Here is a 16,624-nt window from a genome sequence, read left to right on the forward strand (position 1 = left end):
TTCCGGCAACTGTATCAGGCGATGAAGGGCTTGGCGTCTCTGAGCATGGCGTTGAGGATGGTTATGAGCTTTCTGGCGACGGCGATGAGGGCGAGTTTTTTGGGTTTTCCGGCGTCGAGGAGGCGTTGGTAGAAGGCGCGGATGCGCGCATTGGTTCGCACCGCGCTGAGGGCAGCCATATAGAGGGCGCGCCGAACGCGACCACGGCCGCCGCGGATGTGTCTCTGGCCTCGCATGGTGCCGCTATCGCAGTTGAACGGCGCGAGCCCGGACAAGGCGGCAATGGATCCGGGCTGGCGCAAGCCGAGTTCGGGCATCAGCGCCAGCAAGGTGACCGCCGATACGAAGCCGATGCCCGGCGCCGTGCGCAACAATGCGGCCTGGCGCTGGAGTTCGCCGTCCTGCTCGATCAGGAGCCCGATGGAAGCTTCCAACTCGCCGACGGCCCTGTCGAGCCAGGCGATGTGCGCCGCCAGACTGGCCAACACGGGCTGACACAGGCCGCGCGCCTCGCTCAGCCGGACTTTCTCGGCAGCGCGTTCAGCGGTCAACTGATCACGCCTTTTGTGCAAGTCCGACAGATGTTTGCGGCTGGCGTCTACGGCTTCTTGCGGTGGCGGTGCCAGCCGTTCGCCCAGCTCGCACAGCATCGCCGCATCGATCCGGTCGGTCTTGGCCAGACGCCCGGTGGCCTGGGCATAACGGCGCGCCTGGGTCGGGTTGAGGCGGGCATGGCGGATGCGTGCCTGTCCCAGCGCGCAGCGCAAAACCCAGTCATAGCCACCGGTCGCTTCGAACACGATGAAGGGGTCGGTGCCGCCCAGCGGCTGCAGCCACTGTTCAATGGCCGGGGCGGTATTGTCGATCCGGTGATGGCCGGTGACGGGATGAAAAAGATCGAGATGGGCTTTGGCCACATCGATTCCAATGCAGATTGGGTGTAAGGTCATCAGGTCTGTCCCTGTGGTGCGACGTCCGCTGTGAACGGCGTCGTGCAACTGTTCAGGTTGGAACGCAGATACGCGCGAAGGGGCCATGCCGGAACACGGCTTCCTTGCAGAGCCAGGGGTCTAACGGCCTCCTTCGCGCAGTCTTCCTAGCACATCCGCGATACACAGGGGTCTACCCCTCGCTGGTGGTGCGAGCTCAACACAACTCCGGTCGGCCCCGGAACAAGTCCGGGGGAAAATGTAATGTGAGGTTCGGGGAGGAAGTCGCCCTAGCTCCGGTGCTCGGGATTCTCGTAGTCAAACCGGCAGCCGGCCTTCCAGGCGTTGCGGTCATTGCCGTGATTGGGCAGGCCGCCGGCGGATTTGAGCATGTGGGCGAGGTGCATCAGATTCCAGCTCATGATGGTGGTGTTGCGCTGGGTGAAATCATTATCGAAACCGGCGCCGTCATCGCCATAGCTGGCGCCCGGTCCGGCCTCGCCGATCCAGCCGCAATCGGCCTGGGGCGGGATGACATAGCCCAGATGTCCCAGGGCGTAGTGCATGGTCATGGCGCAATGCTTGATACCGTCCTCATTGCCGGTGATGACGCTGCCGCCGACCTTGCCGTAGAAAATCGACTGGCCTTTTTCGTTCAGCTTGCCGGACTCGGCATAGAGCCGCTCGATCAGGCGGCGGCAGACGGAACTTTCCTCGCCGAGCCAGATCGGCGTGCCGATCACCAGGATATCGGCGGCCATCACCTTGGCGCTGAGCCTGGGCCAGTCATCGCGGGCAAAACCGTGCTCGGTCATGTCCGGATAGACGCCGGGCGCGAGATCGAAATCGACCGGGCGCAGCATTTCCACGGCGACGCCATTGGCGGCCATGATGGCGCTGGAGACATCGAGCAGCATCTCGGTGTGAGACGGCGTGCCGGTCGGTTTCAGCGTGCAGTTCAGGAAGAGCGCTGACAGGGAGGAGAAATCGAAGTCATGGCCTTCACACAAGGTTTTTTGTTTCGCGTTGAGAACCATGGCTCGCTCCTTCTGCAGTTAAAGATCCCGATAGGGTAAAACGTCCGGCCTGGGCAAAAGTTCCGGGAAAGGCCGGGAAAACGGGGCCTTCGCGGTAAAGCCGGAACGCCTCCCGGGGCGCTGCGGCGCCATGTCACCTGTCACCGCGCGCTGTGCTTGATAAGTGTCAATCAACCTATCCGCCCAAGCCGGAGCGATCAATGACGCCCTCCCCGACCCTGCTCAAATATGCCCGCCAGAACACACCGCGCTATACCAGCTATCCCACGGCACCACATTTCCATGCCGGCATTGATGGCGACGTGTTTGGTGACTGGCTGGGCGCGCTGGACACGGATGCGGCCGGCTCGCTCTATCTCCACATCCCCTGGTGCCGCGAGATGTGCTGGTATTGCGGCTGCTCGACGCGGGCAACGACGCGCGATGAACCGGTCGCGACCTATGCCGCAACCTTGCTGAAGGAAATCGATCTGGCCGCCAGCCGCCTGCCGGGCCGGCCGCGCATCGCCCACATCCATTTTGGCGGCGGCACACCGACCATTCTCAGCGAAGACCAGCTCACCGCGGTCATGGAAAGCCTGCGCCAGCACTTCGACGTGCTGGATACCGCCGAGATCGCGATCGAGATCGATCCGCGCATCTTCACGGTCTCGCTGGCCACTCATCTCGCCCGCCTCGGCTTCAACCGCGCCAGTCTTGGCGTGCAGACCTTTGATGCCGGCGTGCAGGCGAAGATCAATCGTATCCAGCCGCTTGAAACCGTTGCCGCCTGTGCGGCGGCCCTGCGCGCGGCGGGCATCACCAATCTCAGTTTTGACCTGCTTTATGGCCTGCCGGGCCAGACGCTGGAGGCCTGCCGCGAGACCGTCACGTCAGCGCTGGCCCTGGAGCCCGACCGTTTCTCGGTGTTTGGCTATGCCCATGTGCCGCACATGAAACGGCATCAAAAACTGATCCGCGACGAGGATCTGCCCGATGCCGAGGCCCGCATCGGACAGGCAATGGCCATCGCCGATGCGGTGCAGGCCGTCGGCTATCATCCAATCGGGATTGACCATTATGCGCGCGCCGGGGACGACATGGCCCGGCAGGCGACGGCTGGCACGATGCGGCGCAATTTCCAGGGCTATACCACCGACCAGGCGAGTTTCCTGATCGGTCTGGGAGCCTCGGCGATCAGCCAGATGCCGGCGGGATACGCCCAGAATACCGCCGATGTCGCCAGCTGGAGCCGGGCCATCGAATCGGGACATCTGGCGACGGCGCGCGGCATCGCGCAGAGCGGTGAGGACCGGATTCGCGGCGAGATCATCGAGCGGCTGATGTGCGACCTGGAAGTCGACCCCGGCGCCATTGCGGCCCGGTTTGGCGGCGCCCTGGAACAGGTTGATCTCGACGATCTCGTCAGCGACGGGGTGATAAACCGCCAGGCCAGCCGCATCGCGATCGCCGAGGATTACCGCATGCTGGCGCGGGTCGTCGCGGCGCGGTTTGACGGCTATCTGCAGGCCAATGCCGCGGCGCGCCATTCCGTCAGCGTCTGATCGCCGCGCCACCACTGCATTTCATGGCCCCGGTTTGCATTTGGGAAACCGTATCAGGCAAAGCTGCGTGCTGATCGCAATGGAGCCGAATCACCATGACGCAAAATGCCGAGAGCCAGTCTGCCCAGCCGCTGGACAGCGAGCGCGTCCGCGCCTTCCTGCTCTCCAATCCGGACTTCGTACGCGAGGATGCCGAATTGTTTGCGCAAGTCGTACAGCGCCAGACCGGCGAAGGCGTGATTGATCTCGGCGCCGCGGCGCGCGCCAAGCTGCTGGCCGAATTGCGCCAGCTCAAATCGCTCAATTCCAGCATTATCGAGACCGCGCGCGCCAATCTGGCAACCCAGTCACAGATTCACATGGCGGTGCTGGCGTTGCTGGAAACCGATAATCTGACCGCGCTCGACCGCAAGATTTCCAGCCGCCTGACCGGTGCGCTCGGTGTCGATGTCTGCCGCGTCCTGATCGAGGGCCATGCGCCGTTGCAGGCCGGCGAATCGATTCTCGGCGCGGCCGAGGGCTTTGTCGGCGAGGTGCTCGGCAATAAGGTCGAACGGCTTGGTCCGGTCAATCCCGAGCTGGCGCACGCGCTCTATGGGCAGCAGGGCAAGCGGGTGAAATCGGAAGCGATTGTGCGGCTCGATTTCAACGGCCATGACGGTTTGATGGCGGTGGCAGCGCGCGACCAGACCCTGTTCGAATCCGGCCAGGGCACCGAATTGCTCAACTTCCTCGCCCGCTGCGTCGAACGGATGATCACACGATGGCTGCACGCGAGCTGAGCCTCCCCCTCGCCAATGCGCGCATGCTGTTCGGCCAGCATCTGGCCGGCGAACGCCGGCTGAGTCCGAAGACCGTCGAGGCCTATGGCCGCGATCTCGACCAGTTTGCGGCCTTTCTCGGCGGGCATCTCGGGCGCAGCGTCACGCTGCATGATCTGGCGGCGCTGAAAGCCGCCGATTTTCGCGCCTTCATGGCCGCACGGCGCCGCACCGGCCTGTCGGCGCGATCGCTGGCACGGTCCCTTTCGGCGATCCGCACCTTCTACAGCTATGCGGAACGGCGCTGGGGTGTCGAGAATGCCGCCCTGACCCTGATCGAGGGCCCCAAGCTGGGCCGCTCCAAGCCGAAACCTGTCAGCGAGAGCGGTGCCCGCGATCTGATCGCCGAGGCCGGGCGGGCCCGGGGCACGGACTGGATCGAGGCGCGCGATGTGGCTGTGCTCTCGCTGCTCTATGGCTGCGGCCTGCGGATCTCGGAGGCCTTGAGCCTGACCGGACGCGACAAGGCCCTGCCCGACAGCATGCAGATCACCGGCAAGGGCGGCAAGACGCGGCTGGTGCCGATCCTGCCCGTGGTGCGCGAAGCCGTGGCGGCCTATGCCGCGATCTGCCCGTTTGAGCTGACACCCGACCAGGCCCTGTTCCGCGGCACGCGTGGCGGCGCGCTGGGACCGCGTACGGTGCAGAAGATGATGGAGGAATTGCGCGTCCGGCTCGGCCTGGGTCCGACGGCAACGCCGCATGCCCTGCGGCATTCCTTCGCCACCCATTTGCTCGCCCATGGCGGCGATCTGCGGGCCATCCAGGAATTACTCGGCCATGCCAGCCTGTCGACGACGCAAATCTATGCCGATGTCGAGGCGACGCGTCTGATGGCGATCTATGACGGGGCCCATCCGCGCGCACGCACGCGCTGAGGCATCGCCTGTCAGGCCGCGCGCTGGGCCCGGTTGTGGGACCACAGCGTCACCTCGAAACCCTCTTCCGGGTCCATATGGGTGGACACTTGCTTGAAACCGGCTTTCTCGAGCACGCGGTGCGAGGGATTGCGATCGCTTCGGGTACGGGCAATGACGCGTTTGACGTGCTCATGGCCATAGGCCCAGCCCATCAGGGCGTTGACCGCCTCGGTGGCAAGACCTTGCTCGCGGTAGGACACCAGCATGGAATAGCCAATCTCGACCTCGCCTTCAGCGCTGGGCGCGCCCTGGAAACCGCCAATGCCCAGGAGCCGGTTCATGATCGGTGAGACATAGACCCAGGAATACCAGCCCGCATCGCCGGGATGGGCCGCGAGCTGGTCGCGATTCCACGTCATCGCTGATTCATCCATCAGTTCGGGTGGCCAGGACGGCTCGCGCTCAACGCCCAGCGCGGCAAAGAAGGCCGGACGGTCATTGAGTTGCATTTCGGCCAACTCCCGGTCGAGGGCGACCAGCCGCAGGCGCTGTGAGACGATTTCGGTTCTGTCAGACATTGAACTGCGTTCCATCCAATCAGTTCGCGCACCATTTCAGCCAGATGGTGGCATCGATATTGCGCTGCGATTTGGGTTGTCATGCCGCATCACGCGACGCCTGTCCTCACAGGTTTGTGAAAACACGCTTGCGCCGGTGACCGAATTCTTGCCATCGCAATGGGTCGCGTGCAAGCCCAAGCCGGGCGATAACAATAACAGAAAACGGGGTGGCCGTCAGGACTGCATGCTCCAGCCTTCAACGCCCATCGCCGCCTGGCGGACCGCTTCGGTCAGCGTCGGGTGGGGGTGACAGGTTCGCGCAACATCCTCGGACGAGGCACGGAATTCCATCGCAAGGCAGATCTCCGCGATCATTTCCCCGACATTGGCGCCGATCATATGGGCGCCGAGAATTTCGTCGGTTTCCGCATCGGCGAGGATTTTCACGAATCCGTCAGTGGCGTGGTTGGCACGCGCGCGCGAATTGGCCTGGAAGGGAAATTTGCCCTTCTTGTATTTGCGGCCCGCCTGTTTCAGCTCGTCTTCGGTCTGACCGACCGATGCCAGTTCGGGATAGGTGTAGACGACGCCGGGAATGACGCCGTAATTCACATGACCCGCCTTGCCGGCAATGCGCTCGGCACAGGCGACGCCTTCATCCTCGGCCTTGTGGGCCAGCATCGGACCGGAGGTGCAATCACCGACCACCCAGACATTCTCTGCAGAAGTACGGAAATGATCATTCGCGATGACGCCGCGGGCATCAGGCTCGATCCCGACATTTTCCAGGCCAAGCCCGGCGGTAAAGGGCCGGCGACCAATACAGACCAGCACAGTGTCGGCCTCGATCGTCTCGGCCTCGCCGCCCTTGGCGGGCTCGAGCGTCACTTTCAGCGTGTCAGGGTCGGAACTATCGACGCCTGTGACCTTCGTGCCAAGGCGGAAGTCCATGCCCTGTTTGGCAAAAATCCGCTGCGCCGCCTTGGCCAGCTCGGTATCCATGCCCGGCAGGATCCGGTCGAGATATTCGACCACGACCACCTCGGCGCCCAGACGGCGCCAGACCGAGCCCAGCTCAAGCCCGATCACACCGGCCCCGATCAGGACCAGGCGTCCGGGAACTTTCTGGAGATCGAGCGCCCCGGTCGAGGAGACAATCCGCGCCTCATCAATCGTCACGCCCGGCAGCGGTGTGACTTCCGAGCCGGTCGCAATGACGATATGTTTCGTGTCCAGCACCGACGTGCCGCTATCGGTTTCGACCTGGACCTTGCCCTGGCCAAGGATCTTGCCCTTGCCGCGAATATATTCCGCACCGTTTTTCTTGAACAGGAATTCAATGCCCTTGGTCAGGCCGTCAACGGTCTCGTCCTTGTGGCCCAGCATGGCCGGCAGATCCAGCTCCACGGCGCCGGTGACAATGCCCATGGCGGGAAATTCTGTGGTCGCGCTCTCGAAGAGTTCCGAGGCGTGCAACATGGCCTTGGACGGGATGCAGCCGACATTCAGGCAGGTCCCACCCAGCGTGCCGCGCATCTCGATGCAGGCCACTTTGAGGCCGAGCTGACCGGCACGAATGGCACAATTATAACCGCCGGGACCACCGCCGATAATGACAAGATCATAGGGCTTTGACATGGGGGCCTCGCGGATTGGTAAAGGGCTCGAAATCGGACACGTCTTCTATATGCAACCTTCTTGCAGCGAAGGTAAGACCCGGCCTGCGGTCTGGCCAGGCGCTGCGCACGGTGTTCTGTTGGCCATCAGACCGGACGTCGCGGCCAGTATTGCAGGACCGCCACACCCAGCAGGGTCGCAAGGCTGGCAATATTGATGATCACGTCGTGAAGCCGGAATGCCGGCCGGTCGATGTTTACGTAAAGCGGTTCGGCAATGATCCAGATCCAGTAGCCCAGATCCAGGGAAACCGCCGCTGCGGCGGCGAGCAGGGCCAGTTTGATTCCCTTCGGCCAGGCGGCGACCAGCAGCACGGCCGTCGCCAAAAAGCCGGCGATATATACGGTCCAGATAGCCTGCAGCCAATCGGGGACGTCCTGGACGGCTGTGAGAATTTCCGGCCCGCGGGCACCGAGCGGCGGCAAGATCCAGTCACCGGTCCAGGCTGCCAGCAAATAGGGCAGGCTGTAGGCGACGCGGCCCAGCGCGAGGATGACGACAAGCCAGCGCACAATCTGCATCACACACCCCTTGTTTGCCGCCGGCCCCGGCGCAGACCCGCGAGGCCTTGGTGGCATTCGCGCCCGCTTCGTGTGTCCGAACTAGAGCATTTTCATTGAATTCGAGGTCAATGAGAATGCTCTAATTCTTTGTATTTCCGCATTTTTCGAACCGCAAAACCGGTTCCCAATTTTGCTTAAAATGCTCTAGAGGTCGAACAGCATTCGCTGCGGATCTTCCAGGTTTTCCTTCACCCGCACCAGCCAGGTGACGGCTTCCTTGCCGTCAACGATACGGTGATCATAGGACAGCGCCAGATACATCATCGGCCGGATTGCGACCGCACCATTGAGGGCGATCGGTCGCTCCTGGATCTTGTGCATGCCGAGAATGCCCGATTGCGGCGCATTCAGGATCGGCATCGACATCAGGGAGCCATAGACGCCGCCATTCGAGATGGTGAAGCTGGCGCCCTGCATTTCGTCGATCGTCAGCTTGCCATCGCGGGCGCGTTTGCCCAGACGGATGATTTCCTTCTCGATCTCGGCCAGCGACATCTGGTCGACATTGCGCACAACCGGCACAACGAGACCGCGCTCGGTGCCGACAGCGACGCCGATATCGTAGAAATTCTTGTAGATGATATCGCTGCCATCAATCTCGGCATTGACCGAGGGAATTTCCTTGAGCGCTGCGACACAGGCCTTGGCGAAGAAGCTCATGAAGCCCAGCTTGACGCCATGCTTGGCGACGAAAGCTTCTTGGTGGGCTTTGCGCGCATCCATGATAGCGCCCATATCGGCTTCATTATAGGTCGTCAGGATGGCGGCAGCGTTCTGGGCGTCCTTGAGGCGTTTGGCGATCGTCTGACGCAGGCGCGTCATGCGCACGCGCTCCTCGCGCGGCCCGGTTTCCCGCGGCGCAGCCGGAGCGGCCGGCGCCGCAGGCGCGGAGGATGCAGCCGGAGCCGGCTTGGCCGCAGCGGGGGCCGGAGCGGCGGCAGCCTGCAGCGCGTCACCCTTGGTGATACGGCCATCGCGGCCCGTGCCCGCAATCGCATTGGCATCGAGCTTGTTTTCCTCGATGATCCGGGCGGCCGATGGCATGGCCACAGCGTCGCTGCCGGCGGCAGGAGCCGCAGCAGCGGGCTCGTCCGAGGTGGCGGGAGCGGCAGAGGCCGCCGCGCCTTCCGTGATTTTCGCCACGACATCACCCGGCGCGACGCTATCGCCTTCGCCGACCATCAGCTCGGCAATCACGCCGGCGGCGGGTGACGGCACTTCGACGGCGACCTTGTCGGTTTCGATCTCGACCAGAGCCTGGTCAACGGTGACACTGTCACCAACCTTCACCAGCCAGGCACCGATCGTGCCCTCGGTGACCGATTCGCCCATCACCGGAACGGTCGCTTCGACGGTCTTGCCGGCGGCGCTGGCCGGTGCGGGTTTTGCGTCTGGCTGATCGTCCGGGGCAGCCTCGGTTTCAGCTTCGGCTTCAGCCGCGGCGGGTGCCGCATCGGCGGCTTCGCCACCGGCGCTCATCGTCGCAAGCCTGGCGCCGATCTCGACGGTTTCGCCTTCCTCAACGATGATGGTATCGACCACGCCATCATTTTCTGCCCGGACCTCGACCGCGACCTTGTCGGTCTCCAGCTCGACGAGAACATCGTCCTTTTTGACCGTGTCGCCGGCCTTGACCGACCAGCTGCCAACGTTGGCTTCGGTGACGGATTCGCCGAGTTGTGGAACGGTGATGTCGGTCATGATGATGTCTTTCCTGTTGGCGACGGGACGGTAAGGCGGCGGCCGGGGATCAACCCAGCGCCTCATTGACCAGCGTTTCCTGTTGATGCTTGTGCTTGGCGGCAATACCGGTCGCGGTCGACGCCGAGGGCTGGCGACCGACATAGACCGGGCGTTTCGCAACGCCTTCCAGCTTGCCGAGAACGAATTCGATATTGGGCTCGACGAAGGTCCAATAGCCCATATTGCGCGGCTCTTCCTGACACCAGACGATCTCGGCCTGCCCGAAGCGGGCGAGCTCGGCAAGGAGCGCCTTGAACGGGAAGGGGTAGAGCTGCTCGACGCGCATCAGATAGACATCGTCGATGTCTTTCTCTTCGCGCGCTTCGAGCAGGTCGTAATAGACCTTGCCGGTGCACAACACGACGCGCCGGATCTCATTGTCGGGCTTGAGTACGGTCGTGGAGTGCGAAATCTCGCCATCCAGCCGCGAGCTCTTGTCGGCATCATCCCACAACACGCGATGGAAGGAGGAGCCCGGCCCCATCGCCGCGAGCGTCGAGACGCAACGCTTGTGACGCAACAGGCTCTTCGGCGTCATGATAACCAGTGGTTTGCGGAAATTGCGGTGGATCTGGCGTCGCAGGATATGGAAATAATTCGCCGGCGTCGAACAGTTCGCGACCTGCATATTGTCCTGGGCACATTGCTGCAGGAAACGCTCGGGACGGGCCGAGGAATGCTCGGGGCCCTGGCCCTCATAGCCATGCGGCAACAGCATCACCAGGCCGGACATGCGCAGCCATTTGCGCTCACCCGACGAGATGAACTGGTCGATGATGACCTGGGCGCCATTGGTGAAGTCGCCGAACTGGGCTTCCCACATTACCAGCGTATTGGGCGCCGAAAGGGAATAGCCGTATTCGAAGCCAAGCACAGCCTCTTCCGAGAGCATGGAATCGATGACTTCATATTTCTTCTGCCCCTCGCCGAGATGGTTGAGCAGGGTGTGGCGATCGCCGGTTTCCTGATCGATGATGTGCGAATGGCGCTGCGAGAAGGTGCCGCGGCCACTATCCTGGCCGGCCAGGCGCACCGGGAAGCCCTCGGTCAGAAGCGTGCCGAAAGCGAGATGTTCAGCCGTCGACCAGTCAATCCCCTCGCCGCTTTCAATCGCCGTCCGGCGGGCACCGATAACCCGGTCCAGCGTGCGGTGGATATTGAGGCCTTCCGGCACTGTCGTCATCGCCATGCCGACCGCTGTCAGGCGTTCCATGGTCGCGCTGGTCTCGCCCTTGCGATCATCGCTCTCGGGCAGGCCAAGGCCTGACCAGCGGCCATCCAGCCAGTCGGCCTTTTCGCGCGAGAAGCTCTTGCCGGCGTCGAACTCAGCCTCAAGGAAGCGGTCGAACTCGTTTTCCATCGCCTCGGCTTCAGCCGCGGTGAGCGAACCCTCGGCGATCAGCCGGTCCTGGTATTTCTTGCGGACCGGCGGCAAATCCTTGATCACCCGATACATGACCGGCTGGGTGAATGTCGGATCATCGCCCTCATTATGGCCGTAGCGGCGATAGCAGAACATGTCGATCACGACATCCTTGCCGAAGATCTGCCGGTATTCGGTCGCGATACGCGTGGCATGCACCACGGCTTCCGGGTCATCGCCATTGACGTGGAAGATCGGCGCCTGGACCATCAGCGCCACATCCGATGGATAAGGGCTTGAGCGGCTGTCCTTGGGATCGGTCGTGAAGCCGATCTGGTTATTGACGATGAAATGGATTGCTCCGCCGGTGCGGTGCCCACGCAGGCCCGACAGACCCAGACATTCCGTCACGATACCCTGGCCAGCAAAGGCGGCATCGCCGTGCAGCAGAAGCGGCAGGACTTTCGAGCGCGGCGTGCCCGCCTGTTCGCGACAATTCTGCTCCTGCTTGGCCCGCGCCTTTCCGAGAACGACCGGGTCGACGGCCTCGAGATGGGACGGGTTGGCGGTCAGTGAGAGGTGGACATTATTGCCGTCGAATTCACGGTCAGAGGAGGCGCCGAGATGGTATTTCACATCGCCGGAACCGAATTCTTCCTCGCCTTGCGTGTTACCGCCCTGGAATTCATGGAAGATCTGGTGATAGGGCTTGCCCATCACGGCGCCGAGCACATTGAGCCGGCCACGGTGCGGCATGCCGATAATGATGTCGTCGACACCCATGGCGCCGCCGCGCTTGATGATTTGCTCCAGCGCCGGAACCATGGATTCGCCGCCATCGGCGCCGAAGCGCTTGGTGCCGGGATAGCGCTTGTGCAGGAATTGCTCGAAACGCTCGGTCTCGATCAGCTTGCCAAGAATGGCGCGCTTGCCGTCATTGGTGAAACGGATTTCCTTGTCCGGTCCCTCGAAACGTTCCTGCAGCCAGGCTTTCTCCTCCGGATTGGAGATGTGCATGAATTCAATGCCGACCGGCCCGCAATAGGTGCGGCGCAGGATTTCCAGCATTTGCCGCGGCGTCGCGATTTCAAGGCCGAGATAGCCATCGATGAAGACGCTCTCATCCATCGCCGCGCCGTCGAAACCATAGGTCGCCGGATCCAGCTCGGGCTGGGCGCCCTGGTCGGACAAGCCAAGCGGGTCGAGATCGGCGGCCAGATGGCCCCGCATGCGATAGGCGCGGATCATCATGATGGCGCGGATCGAGGACTGGGTCGCCTTGCGGATCGCGGCCGGGTCGGCATCGGGCGCATTGCGTGTCACATGCGCGGCGACCTTCTCGACCATGGCGGCCTCATCGGCCCCGATATCGCCAAGCGCCGAGACCATGTCTCCACCGGCGCGCGGCGGCCAGCCGGCGCGTTTCCAGCTTGGGCCGGCGGCGGCACGCGTCGAGTCCGCGGGCGCATCACCCATGGCGGCGAAGAATTGTCGCCAGCTGTCAGGAACACTCGCCGGGTCGGCCGCGAAGGCGGCAGCCATCTGCTCGAGATAGACGGCGTTGGCACCTTGCAGGAATGACGTATCCAGGAAGGATTGATTGTCGGAAGAGCGGGTCTGGTCAGACATGGGGGGAAGGCCTGAAATCGCAAAAAGATTCGTAAGGGACTAAGCCGATACGGTTAACAACCATCTATGGCCGTTCTGTGGAGAACAGAAGGTTTTCGCGGGCGACTGGTGCCAACTTGCTGACAGCTGACGCCAGACATGAAAAAGCCGCGCCGGAGAGATTCCGGGCGCGGCTCATTCAACTCAATCAAAAGCCTTAGCCCTTGAGCAATTCCGCCAGCGTGGTGCCGAGACGGGCCGGGCTTGGGGAGACGGTGATGCCGGCCGATTTCATGGCCTCGATCTTGTCGTCCGCGCCGCCCTTGCCGCCCGACACGATGGCGCCGGCATGGCCCATGGTGCGGCCTGGCGGGGCTGTGACCCCGGCGATGAACCCAACGGTCGGCTTGGAACGGCCCTTCCTGGCTTCATCCTTGAGGAATTGCGCCGCGTCTTCTTCAGCCGAACCACCGATTTCGCCGATCATGATCATCGACTTGGTTTCGGGGTCTGCGAGGAACAGCTCGAGCATGTCGATGAATTCGGTGCCCTTGACCGGGTCACCGCCAATGCCGACCGCAGTGGTCTGGCCGAGACCGACCTGGGTGGTCTGGAACACGGCTTCATAGGTCAAGGTGCCGGAGCGCGAAACAACGCCGACCGAGCCCTTCTTGAAGATCGAGCCCGGCATGATGCCGATCTTGCACTCTTCAGGGGTCAGGATGCCGGGGCAATTGGGGCCGAGCAGGCGCGAATTGGATTTTTCCAGCCGCGCCTTGACCTTGACCATGTCGAGCACCGGGATGCCTTCGGTGATGCAGACGATGAAGGGGATTTCCGCGTCGATTGCTTCAATGATCGCCGCGCCAGCCCCTGCAGGCGGCACGTAAATCACCGAGGCGTCGGCCTTGGTGGCGTCTTTCGCTTCGGCGACCGAGGCGAAGATCGGCAGGCTTGCCGCGCCATCAACGCCGGACGACCAGGTCGAGCCACCTTTTTTCGGGTGGACGCCGCCGACCATCTTGGTGCCGTAATAGGCCAGCGCCTGTTCGGTGTGGAAAGTCCCGGTCTTGCCGGTCAGGCCCTGGACGATGATGCGGGTGTCTTTATTGACGAGGATCGACATCTATTTGGCCTCCTTCACGGCGGCGACAATCTTCTGGGCCGCGTCGTCGAGATCGTCCGCGGCGATCACATTGAGACCGGATTCATTGATGATCTTCTTGCCGAGCGCGACATTCGTACCCTCGAGGCGCACCACCAGGGGAACCTGAAGACCAACTTCCTTCACCGCGGCGACAACGCCCTCGGCGATGACGTCGCAGCGCATGATGCCGCCGAAGATATTGACCAGAATGCCTTTGACGTTCGGGTCAGCGGTGATGATCTTGAAGGCTGCCGTGACTTTCTCGGTCGTGGCACCGCCACCGACATCGAGGAAATTGGCTGGCTCGGCCCCGTACAGCTTGATGATGTCCATCGTCGCCATGGCGAGACCGGCACCATTGACCATGCAGCCGATATCACCATCGAGGGCGACATAGGCGAGGTCATGCTTGGAGGCTTCGATTTCCTTGGCGTCTTCTTCCGTCGTGTCGCGCAATTCCATGATGTCGGGATGGCGGAACAGCGCATTGCCGTCGAAGGAGACCTTGGCATCGAGCACCCGCAAATGACCGTCTTCCATGACGATCAGCGGATTGACCTCGAGCATGCTCATATCCTTCTCGACGAAGGCCTTGTAGAGGATTTTCGCCAGCGAACCCATATCGGTCCGGGCGGCCCCCGTCAGTTTGAGCGCATCAGAGATCCGCTCGGCATCGGCATCGGTGACACCGGCGAGCGGCTCGATATTCAGCGTCTGGATCTTCTCCGGGGTCGCGTGGGCGACTTCCTCGATATCCATCCCGCCTTCGGTCGAAACCACGAAGGCGACCTGGCCGGTCTCGCGATTGACCAGGATGGAGAGATAGAGTTCGCGCTCAATGTCGGCACCATCCTCGATATAAAGGCGGTTGACCTGTTTGCCGGCCGGGCCGGTCTGGTGGGTGACCAGCGTATTGCCGAGCATTTCTTTCGCGTTCTTGACCACATCCTCTTTCGAGAAGGCGAGGCGCACACCGCCCTTGGCGTCGGGGCCGAGTTCCTTGAATTTGCCCTTGCCGCGTCCGCCGGCATGGATCTGGGATTTGACGACCCAGAGCGGCCCGGGGAGCTTGTCGGCGGCGGCCTTGGCCTCGTCGACGGAGAAAATCGCAACGCCTTCGGCGACTGGAGCGCCAAAGCTTTTCAGGACGGCTTTCGCCTGGTGTTCATGGATATTCATGTGTGCGGGCCTCGCGTGGGGAGAGATCGACAGATAGGCCGGATGGAACCCGCCTTATAACACCCGCCCGCTTCAGCGCAACGCCTTCGCACGGACGGGTTTTCATTCAGATATGAACCACATTCGCTGCATCGTATGACGGCGCGGGCCTGTGGGCGATATCATTGAATTCGAGCGGCCGTGCCGGCGCCGGGACAAGTTGGTCAGGCCCGATCAGCTCACCACTGAACAAACGCACGCCGGCGCTGACCGAAGCCCCGAGCAGTGAAATGTTCTCGATTTGCGTCAGGAAAGTCTCGGCCTTGAGATCCTGCGCCGCCTCCACCAGACCCAGCACCGCCTGGACTGTCGTGGTCGAGACTTCACCATCACCGAGCCGGTGCGGAATTTCAGTACCGAACATGCCGATACCGCTGCCCTCGAACCGGCGCAGCTTCGAGACTCCATAGGGCAGGCGCGCGATGATTTTCGACCCGAAGGGCATCATCGAGCGAAATAATTCCTGCATTTGCGCCTCTGGTGCGCCGTCGGGAATTCCGTCGATGCGCAACTGGAAGTGCCGCCGGATTGGCACCGGTACCGATTGCAGAATGGCGAAATAGCTCATCCGTTCCGAGAGGGAGGAAATCGTGTCGTAATGCACCGGGATGATCATGCCGCAACTGCCGCCTTCGGCATGCACGCGCTGAAAGCCGCGCTGGGCGGCAATCGCGACGGAATGGTCCAGCAGCCGATTGAGTGGCCTGGAGTCGAGCACCGTAAACGTATCCCGGCCATAGGCGGGAAAGCCATTGATGACCCGGCGCGCAACACACAGATGGTGGGACAGGGTATTGGTGCGCGCATCCCAGCAGGGCTTGAAGACAATTTCGTCCCACGGAGTCGACCGCGGCTTTGCAGCCGATTGGGTCCAGCGCGGCGGGGGCGAGCCCGCTTCGGCGGCCGGGCCATCCCCGGCCCAGGCTGGCCCTCCCGGATTGCCGCTCTTTCCCAGAGTAGCTCCCCCCGTTCCGGGCGACCGCACTTCGGCTTCCTGCGGCTGGGCGCGGGCAATGATTTCGAGAAATTCCTCGGGAGAGACGCTGCGCGATTCGGCGGCAAGTTTGAGCGTCTCCAGCGCCTGGTCGCCGAGGAAGAAGGCAGAGAGCGCGGCCGTAATCTCTGCCACTCTTTCCGCCGCAGCATCGCCGGTCAAGACACTGAAAATTATCAAGAACCCTCCCTGACAACGGAAGGTGACATCGTCCGCGTCAAGCCGTTTCTCAATGAAATGAGCGCTGACATCATAGATTTTGGTGCGCAAATGGGGCCAGTCAGGGCCCGCGCGCTGCTTCACCTCCTCAAGATTGAGGAATTGAAGCTGGCCCATCTCGACATTCGCGCGGCCCGCGAGTGCCAGTTTGAGTTTCATTTTAAGTTCAGGCTGCATCGCGTTCCGGCTCCGAACCCCCAGAGAACACCCGCGAGTGCAAACAGACGGTTACGACAGGCCCGTTCCGGGTGTTTTTTCGCAGACCGCCAGCCAGGCCGTCGTACTGATCAGCCGGGTTAAACGGTGTTCCGGCTCCTGCGGCTTCGCAGCCCGGGCGCGGC

The 16,624-nt window shown here is 62.6% G+C and carries 13 protein-coding genes; 3 read left to right on the forward strand and 10 right to left on the reverse strand.

The genetic code is table 11. From position 1 onward, the window contains the following. Window positions 1–14: 14 nt before the first annotated feature. Together ACN0YJ_RS00005 and ACN0YJ_RS00010 are read right to left on the reverse strand one after the other, a co-directional pair. On the reverse strand, window positions 15–950 hold the full coding sequence (locus ACN0YJ_RS00005) for an IS110 family transposase (RefSeq protein WP_417488789.1): 936 nt from the start codon (window positions 948–950) through the stop codon (window positions 15–17). 269 nt (window positions 951–1,219) lie between these two features. Beyond that, on the reverse strand, window positions 1,220–1,966 hold the full coding sequence (locus ACN0YJ_RS00010; protein WP_417494969.1) for a flavodoxin family protein: 747 nt from the start codon (window positions 1,964–1,966) through the stop codon (window positions 1,220–1,222). A 200-nt stretch (window positions 1,967–2,166) separates the two neighbouring features. Here ACN0YJ_RS00010 and hemN point away from each other — a divergent pair, with 200 nt between their 5' ends. The 3 genes from hemN to ACN0YJ_RS00025 all read left to right on the forward strand — a co-directional run bounded on the left by hemN (window position 2,167) and on the right by ACN0YJ_RS00025 (window position 5,209). Next, window positions 2,167–3,510, forward strand: a complete 1,344-nt coding sequence (hemN, locus tag ACN0YJ_RS00015; protein WP_417494970.1) for an oxygen-independent coproporphyrinogen III oxidase — start codon at window positions 2,167–2,169, stop codon at window positions 3,508–3,510. A 95-nt stretch (window positions 3,511–3,605) separates the two neighbouring features. Further along, window positions 3,606–4,292, forward strand: a complete 687-nt coding sequence (locus ACN0YJ_RS00020) for a DUF484 family protein (protein WP_417476396.1) — start codon at window positions 3,606–3,608, stop codon at window positions 4,290–4,292. After that, the gene (locus ACN0YJ_RS00025) at window positions 4,274–5,209 is read left to right on the forward strand and encodes a tyrosine recombinase XerC (protein ID WP_417494971.1); all 936 of its coding nucleotides are present in this window, start codon (window positions 4,274–4,276) and stop codon (window positions 5,207–5,209) included. Before ACN0YJ_RS00020 ends, ACN0YJ_RS00025 begins: the two co-directional genes overlap by 19 nt. Before the next feature lie 11 nt (window positions 5,210–5,220). Here the strand turns inward: ACN0YJ_RS00025 and ACN0YJ_RS00030 are convergent, their stop codons facing one another. The 8 genes from ACN0YJ_RS00030 to ACN0YJ_RS00065 all read right to left on the reverse strand — a co-directional run bounded on the left by ACN0YJ_RS00030 (window position 5,221) and on the right by ACN0YJ_RS00065 (window position 16,442). Beyond that, window positions 5,221–5,769 (reverse strand): GNAT family N-acetyltransferase, encoded by a 549-nt coding sequence (locus ACN0YJ_RS00030; protein WP_417488453.1) that lies wholly within the window; start codon window positions 5,767–5,769, stop codon window positions 5,221–5,223. A 216-nt stretch (window positions 5,770–5,985) separates the two neighbouring features. Further along, on the reverse strand, window positions 5,986–7,389 hold the full coding sequence (gene lpdA, locus ACN0YJ_RS00035; protein ID WP_417494972.1) for a dihydrolipoyl dehydrogenase: 1,404 nt from the start codon (window positions 7,387–7,389) through the stop codon (window positions 5,986–5,988). Between the two features lie 125 nt (window positions 7,390–7,514). Beyond that, window positions 7,515–7,949, reverse strand: a complete 435-nt coding sequence (locus ACN0YJ_RS00040) for a hypothetical protein (RefSeq protein ID WP_417476400.1) — start codon at window positions 7,947–7,949, stop codon at window positions 7,515–7,517. Window positions 7,950–8,135: 186 nt separating this feature from the next. After that, complete coding sequence (odhB, locus tag ACN0YJ_RS00045) at window positions 8,136–9,692, reverse strand: 2-oxoglutarate dehydrogenase complex dihydrolipoyllysine-residue succinyltransferase (protein WP_417494973.1); 1,557 nt, start codon at window positions 9,690–9,692, stop codon at window positions 8,136–8,138. A 49-nt stretch (window positions 9,693–9,741) separates the two neighbouring features. Then, on the reverse strand, window positions 9,742–12,726 hold the full coding sequence (locus tag ACN0YJ_RS00050; protein WP_417488450.1) for a 2-oxoglutarate dehydrogenase E1 component: 2,985 nt from the start codon (window positions 12,724–12,726) through the stop codon (window positions 9,742–9,744). Window positions 12,727–12,922: 196 nt separating this feature from the next. Further along, window positions 12,923–13,831, reverse strand: coding sequence for a succinate--CoA ligase subunit alpha (gene sucD, locus ACN0YJ_RS00055; RefSeq protein ID WP_417494974.1), 909 nt, complete (start codon window positions 13,829–13,831; stop codon window positions 12,923–12,925). Continuing rightward, window positions 13,832–15,031 carry an ADP-forming succinate--CoA ligase subunit beta gene (sucC, locus tag ACN0YJ_RS00060; protein WP_417476404.1) on the reverse strand — a complete coding sequence of 400 codons (1,200 nt, stop codon included), beginning with the start codon at window positions 15,029–15,031 and terminating at the stop codon, window positions 13,832–13,834. It abuts the gene before it with no gap. 106 nt (window positions 15,032–15,137) lie between these two features. Beyond that, the gene (locus tag ACN0YJ_RS00065; protein WP_417476405.1) at window positions 15,138–16,442 is read right to left on the reverse strand and encodes a hypothetical protein; all 1,305 of its coding nucleotides are present in this window, start codon (window positions 16,440–16,442) and stop codon (window positions 15,138–15,140) included. Between the last annotated feature and the right edge of the window lie 182 nt (window positions 16,443–16,624).

Origin of the sequence: Maricaulis sp. (genome assembly GCF_048270095.1) — a bacterium.
Taxonomy (GTDB): Bacteria; Pseudomonadota; Alphaproteobacteria; order Caulobacterales; family Maricaulaceae; genus Maricaulis.

What these genes read in the sequence shown, in the direction of transcription:
- odhB (WP_417494973.1), bottom strand. Translation starts at nt 9,692, where the DNA reads ATGACCGACATCACCGTTCCACAACTCGGCGAATCCGTCACCGAAGCC.
- sucD (WP_417494974.1), bottom strand. Translation starts at nt 13,831, where the DNA reads ATGTCGATCCTCGTCAATAAAGACACCCGCATCATCGTCCAGGGCCTG.
- ACN0YJ_RS00020 (WP_417476396.1), top strand. Translation starts at nt 3,606, where the DNA reads ATGACGCAAAATGCCGAGAGCCAGTCTGCCCAGCCGCTGGACAGCGAG.
- sucC (WP_417476404.1), bottom strand. Translation starts at nt 15,031, where the DNA reads ATGAATATCCATGAACACCAGGCGAAAGCCGTCCTGAAAAGCTTTGGC.
- ACN0YJ_RS00040 (WP_417476400.1), bottom strand. Translation starts at nt 7,949, where the DNA reads ATGCAGATTGTGCGCTGGCTTGTCGTCATCCTCGCGCTGGGCCGCGTC.
- ACN0YJ_RS00050 (WP_417488450.1), bottom strand. Translation starts at nt 12,726, where the DNA reads ATGTCTGACCAGACCCGCTCTTCCGACAATCAATCCTTCCTGGATACG.
- hemN (WP_417494970.1), top strand. Translation starts at nt 2,167, where the DNA reads ATGACGCCCTCCCCGACCCTGCTCAAATATGCCCGCCAGAACACACCG.
- ACN0YJ_RS00005 (WP_417488789.1), bottom strand. Translation starts at nt 950, where the DNA reads ATGACCTTACACCCAATCTGCATTGGAATCGATGTGGCCAAAGCCCAT.
- ACN0YJ_RS00065 (WP_417476405.1), bottom strand. Translation starts at nt 16,442, where the DNA reads ATGAAACTCAAACTGGCACTCGCGGGCCGCGCGAATGTCGAGATGGGC.
- lpdA (WP_417494972.1), bottom strand. Translation starts at nt 7,389, where the DNA reads ATGTCAAAGCCCTATGATCTTGTCATTATCGGCGGTGGTCCCGGCGGT.
- ACN0YJ_RS00030 (WP_417488453.1), bottom strand. Translation starts at nt 5,769, where the DNA reads ATGTCTGACAGAACCGAAATCGTCTCACAGCGCCTGCGGCTGGTCGCC.
- ACN0YJ_RS00010 (WP_417494969.1), bottom strand. Translation starts at nt 1,966, where the DNA reads ATGGTTCTCAACGCGAAACAAAAAACCTTGTGTGAAGGCCATGACTTC.
- ACN0YJ_RS00025 (WP_417494971.1), top strand. Translation starts at nt 4,274, where the DNA reads ATGGCTGCACGCGAGCTGAGCCTCCCCCTCGCCAATGCGCGCATGCTG.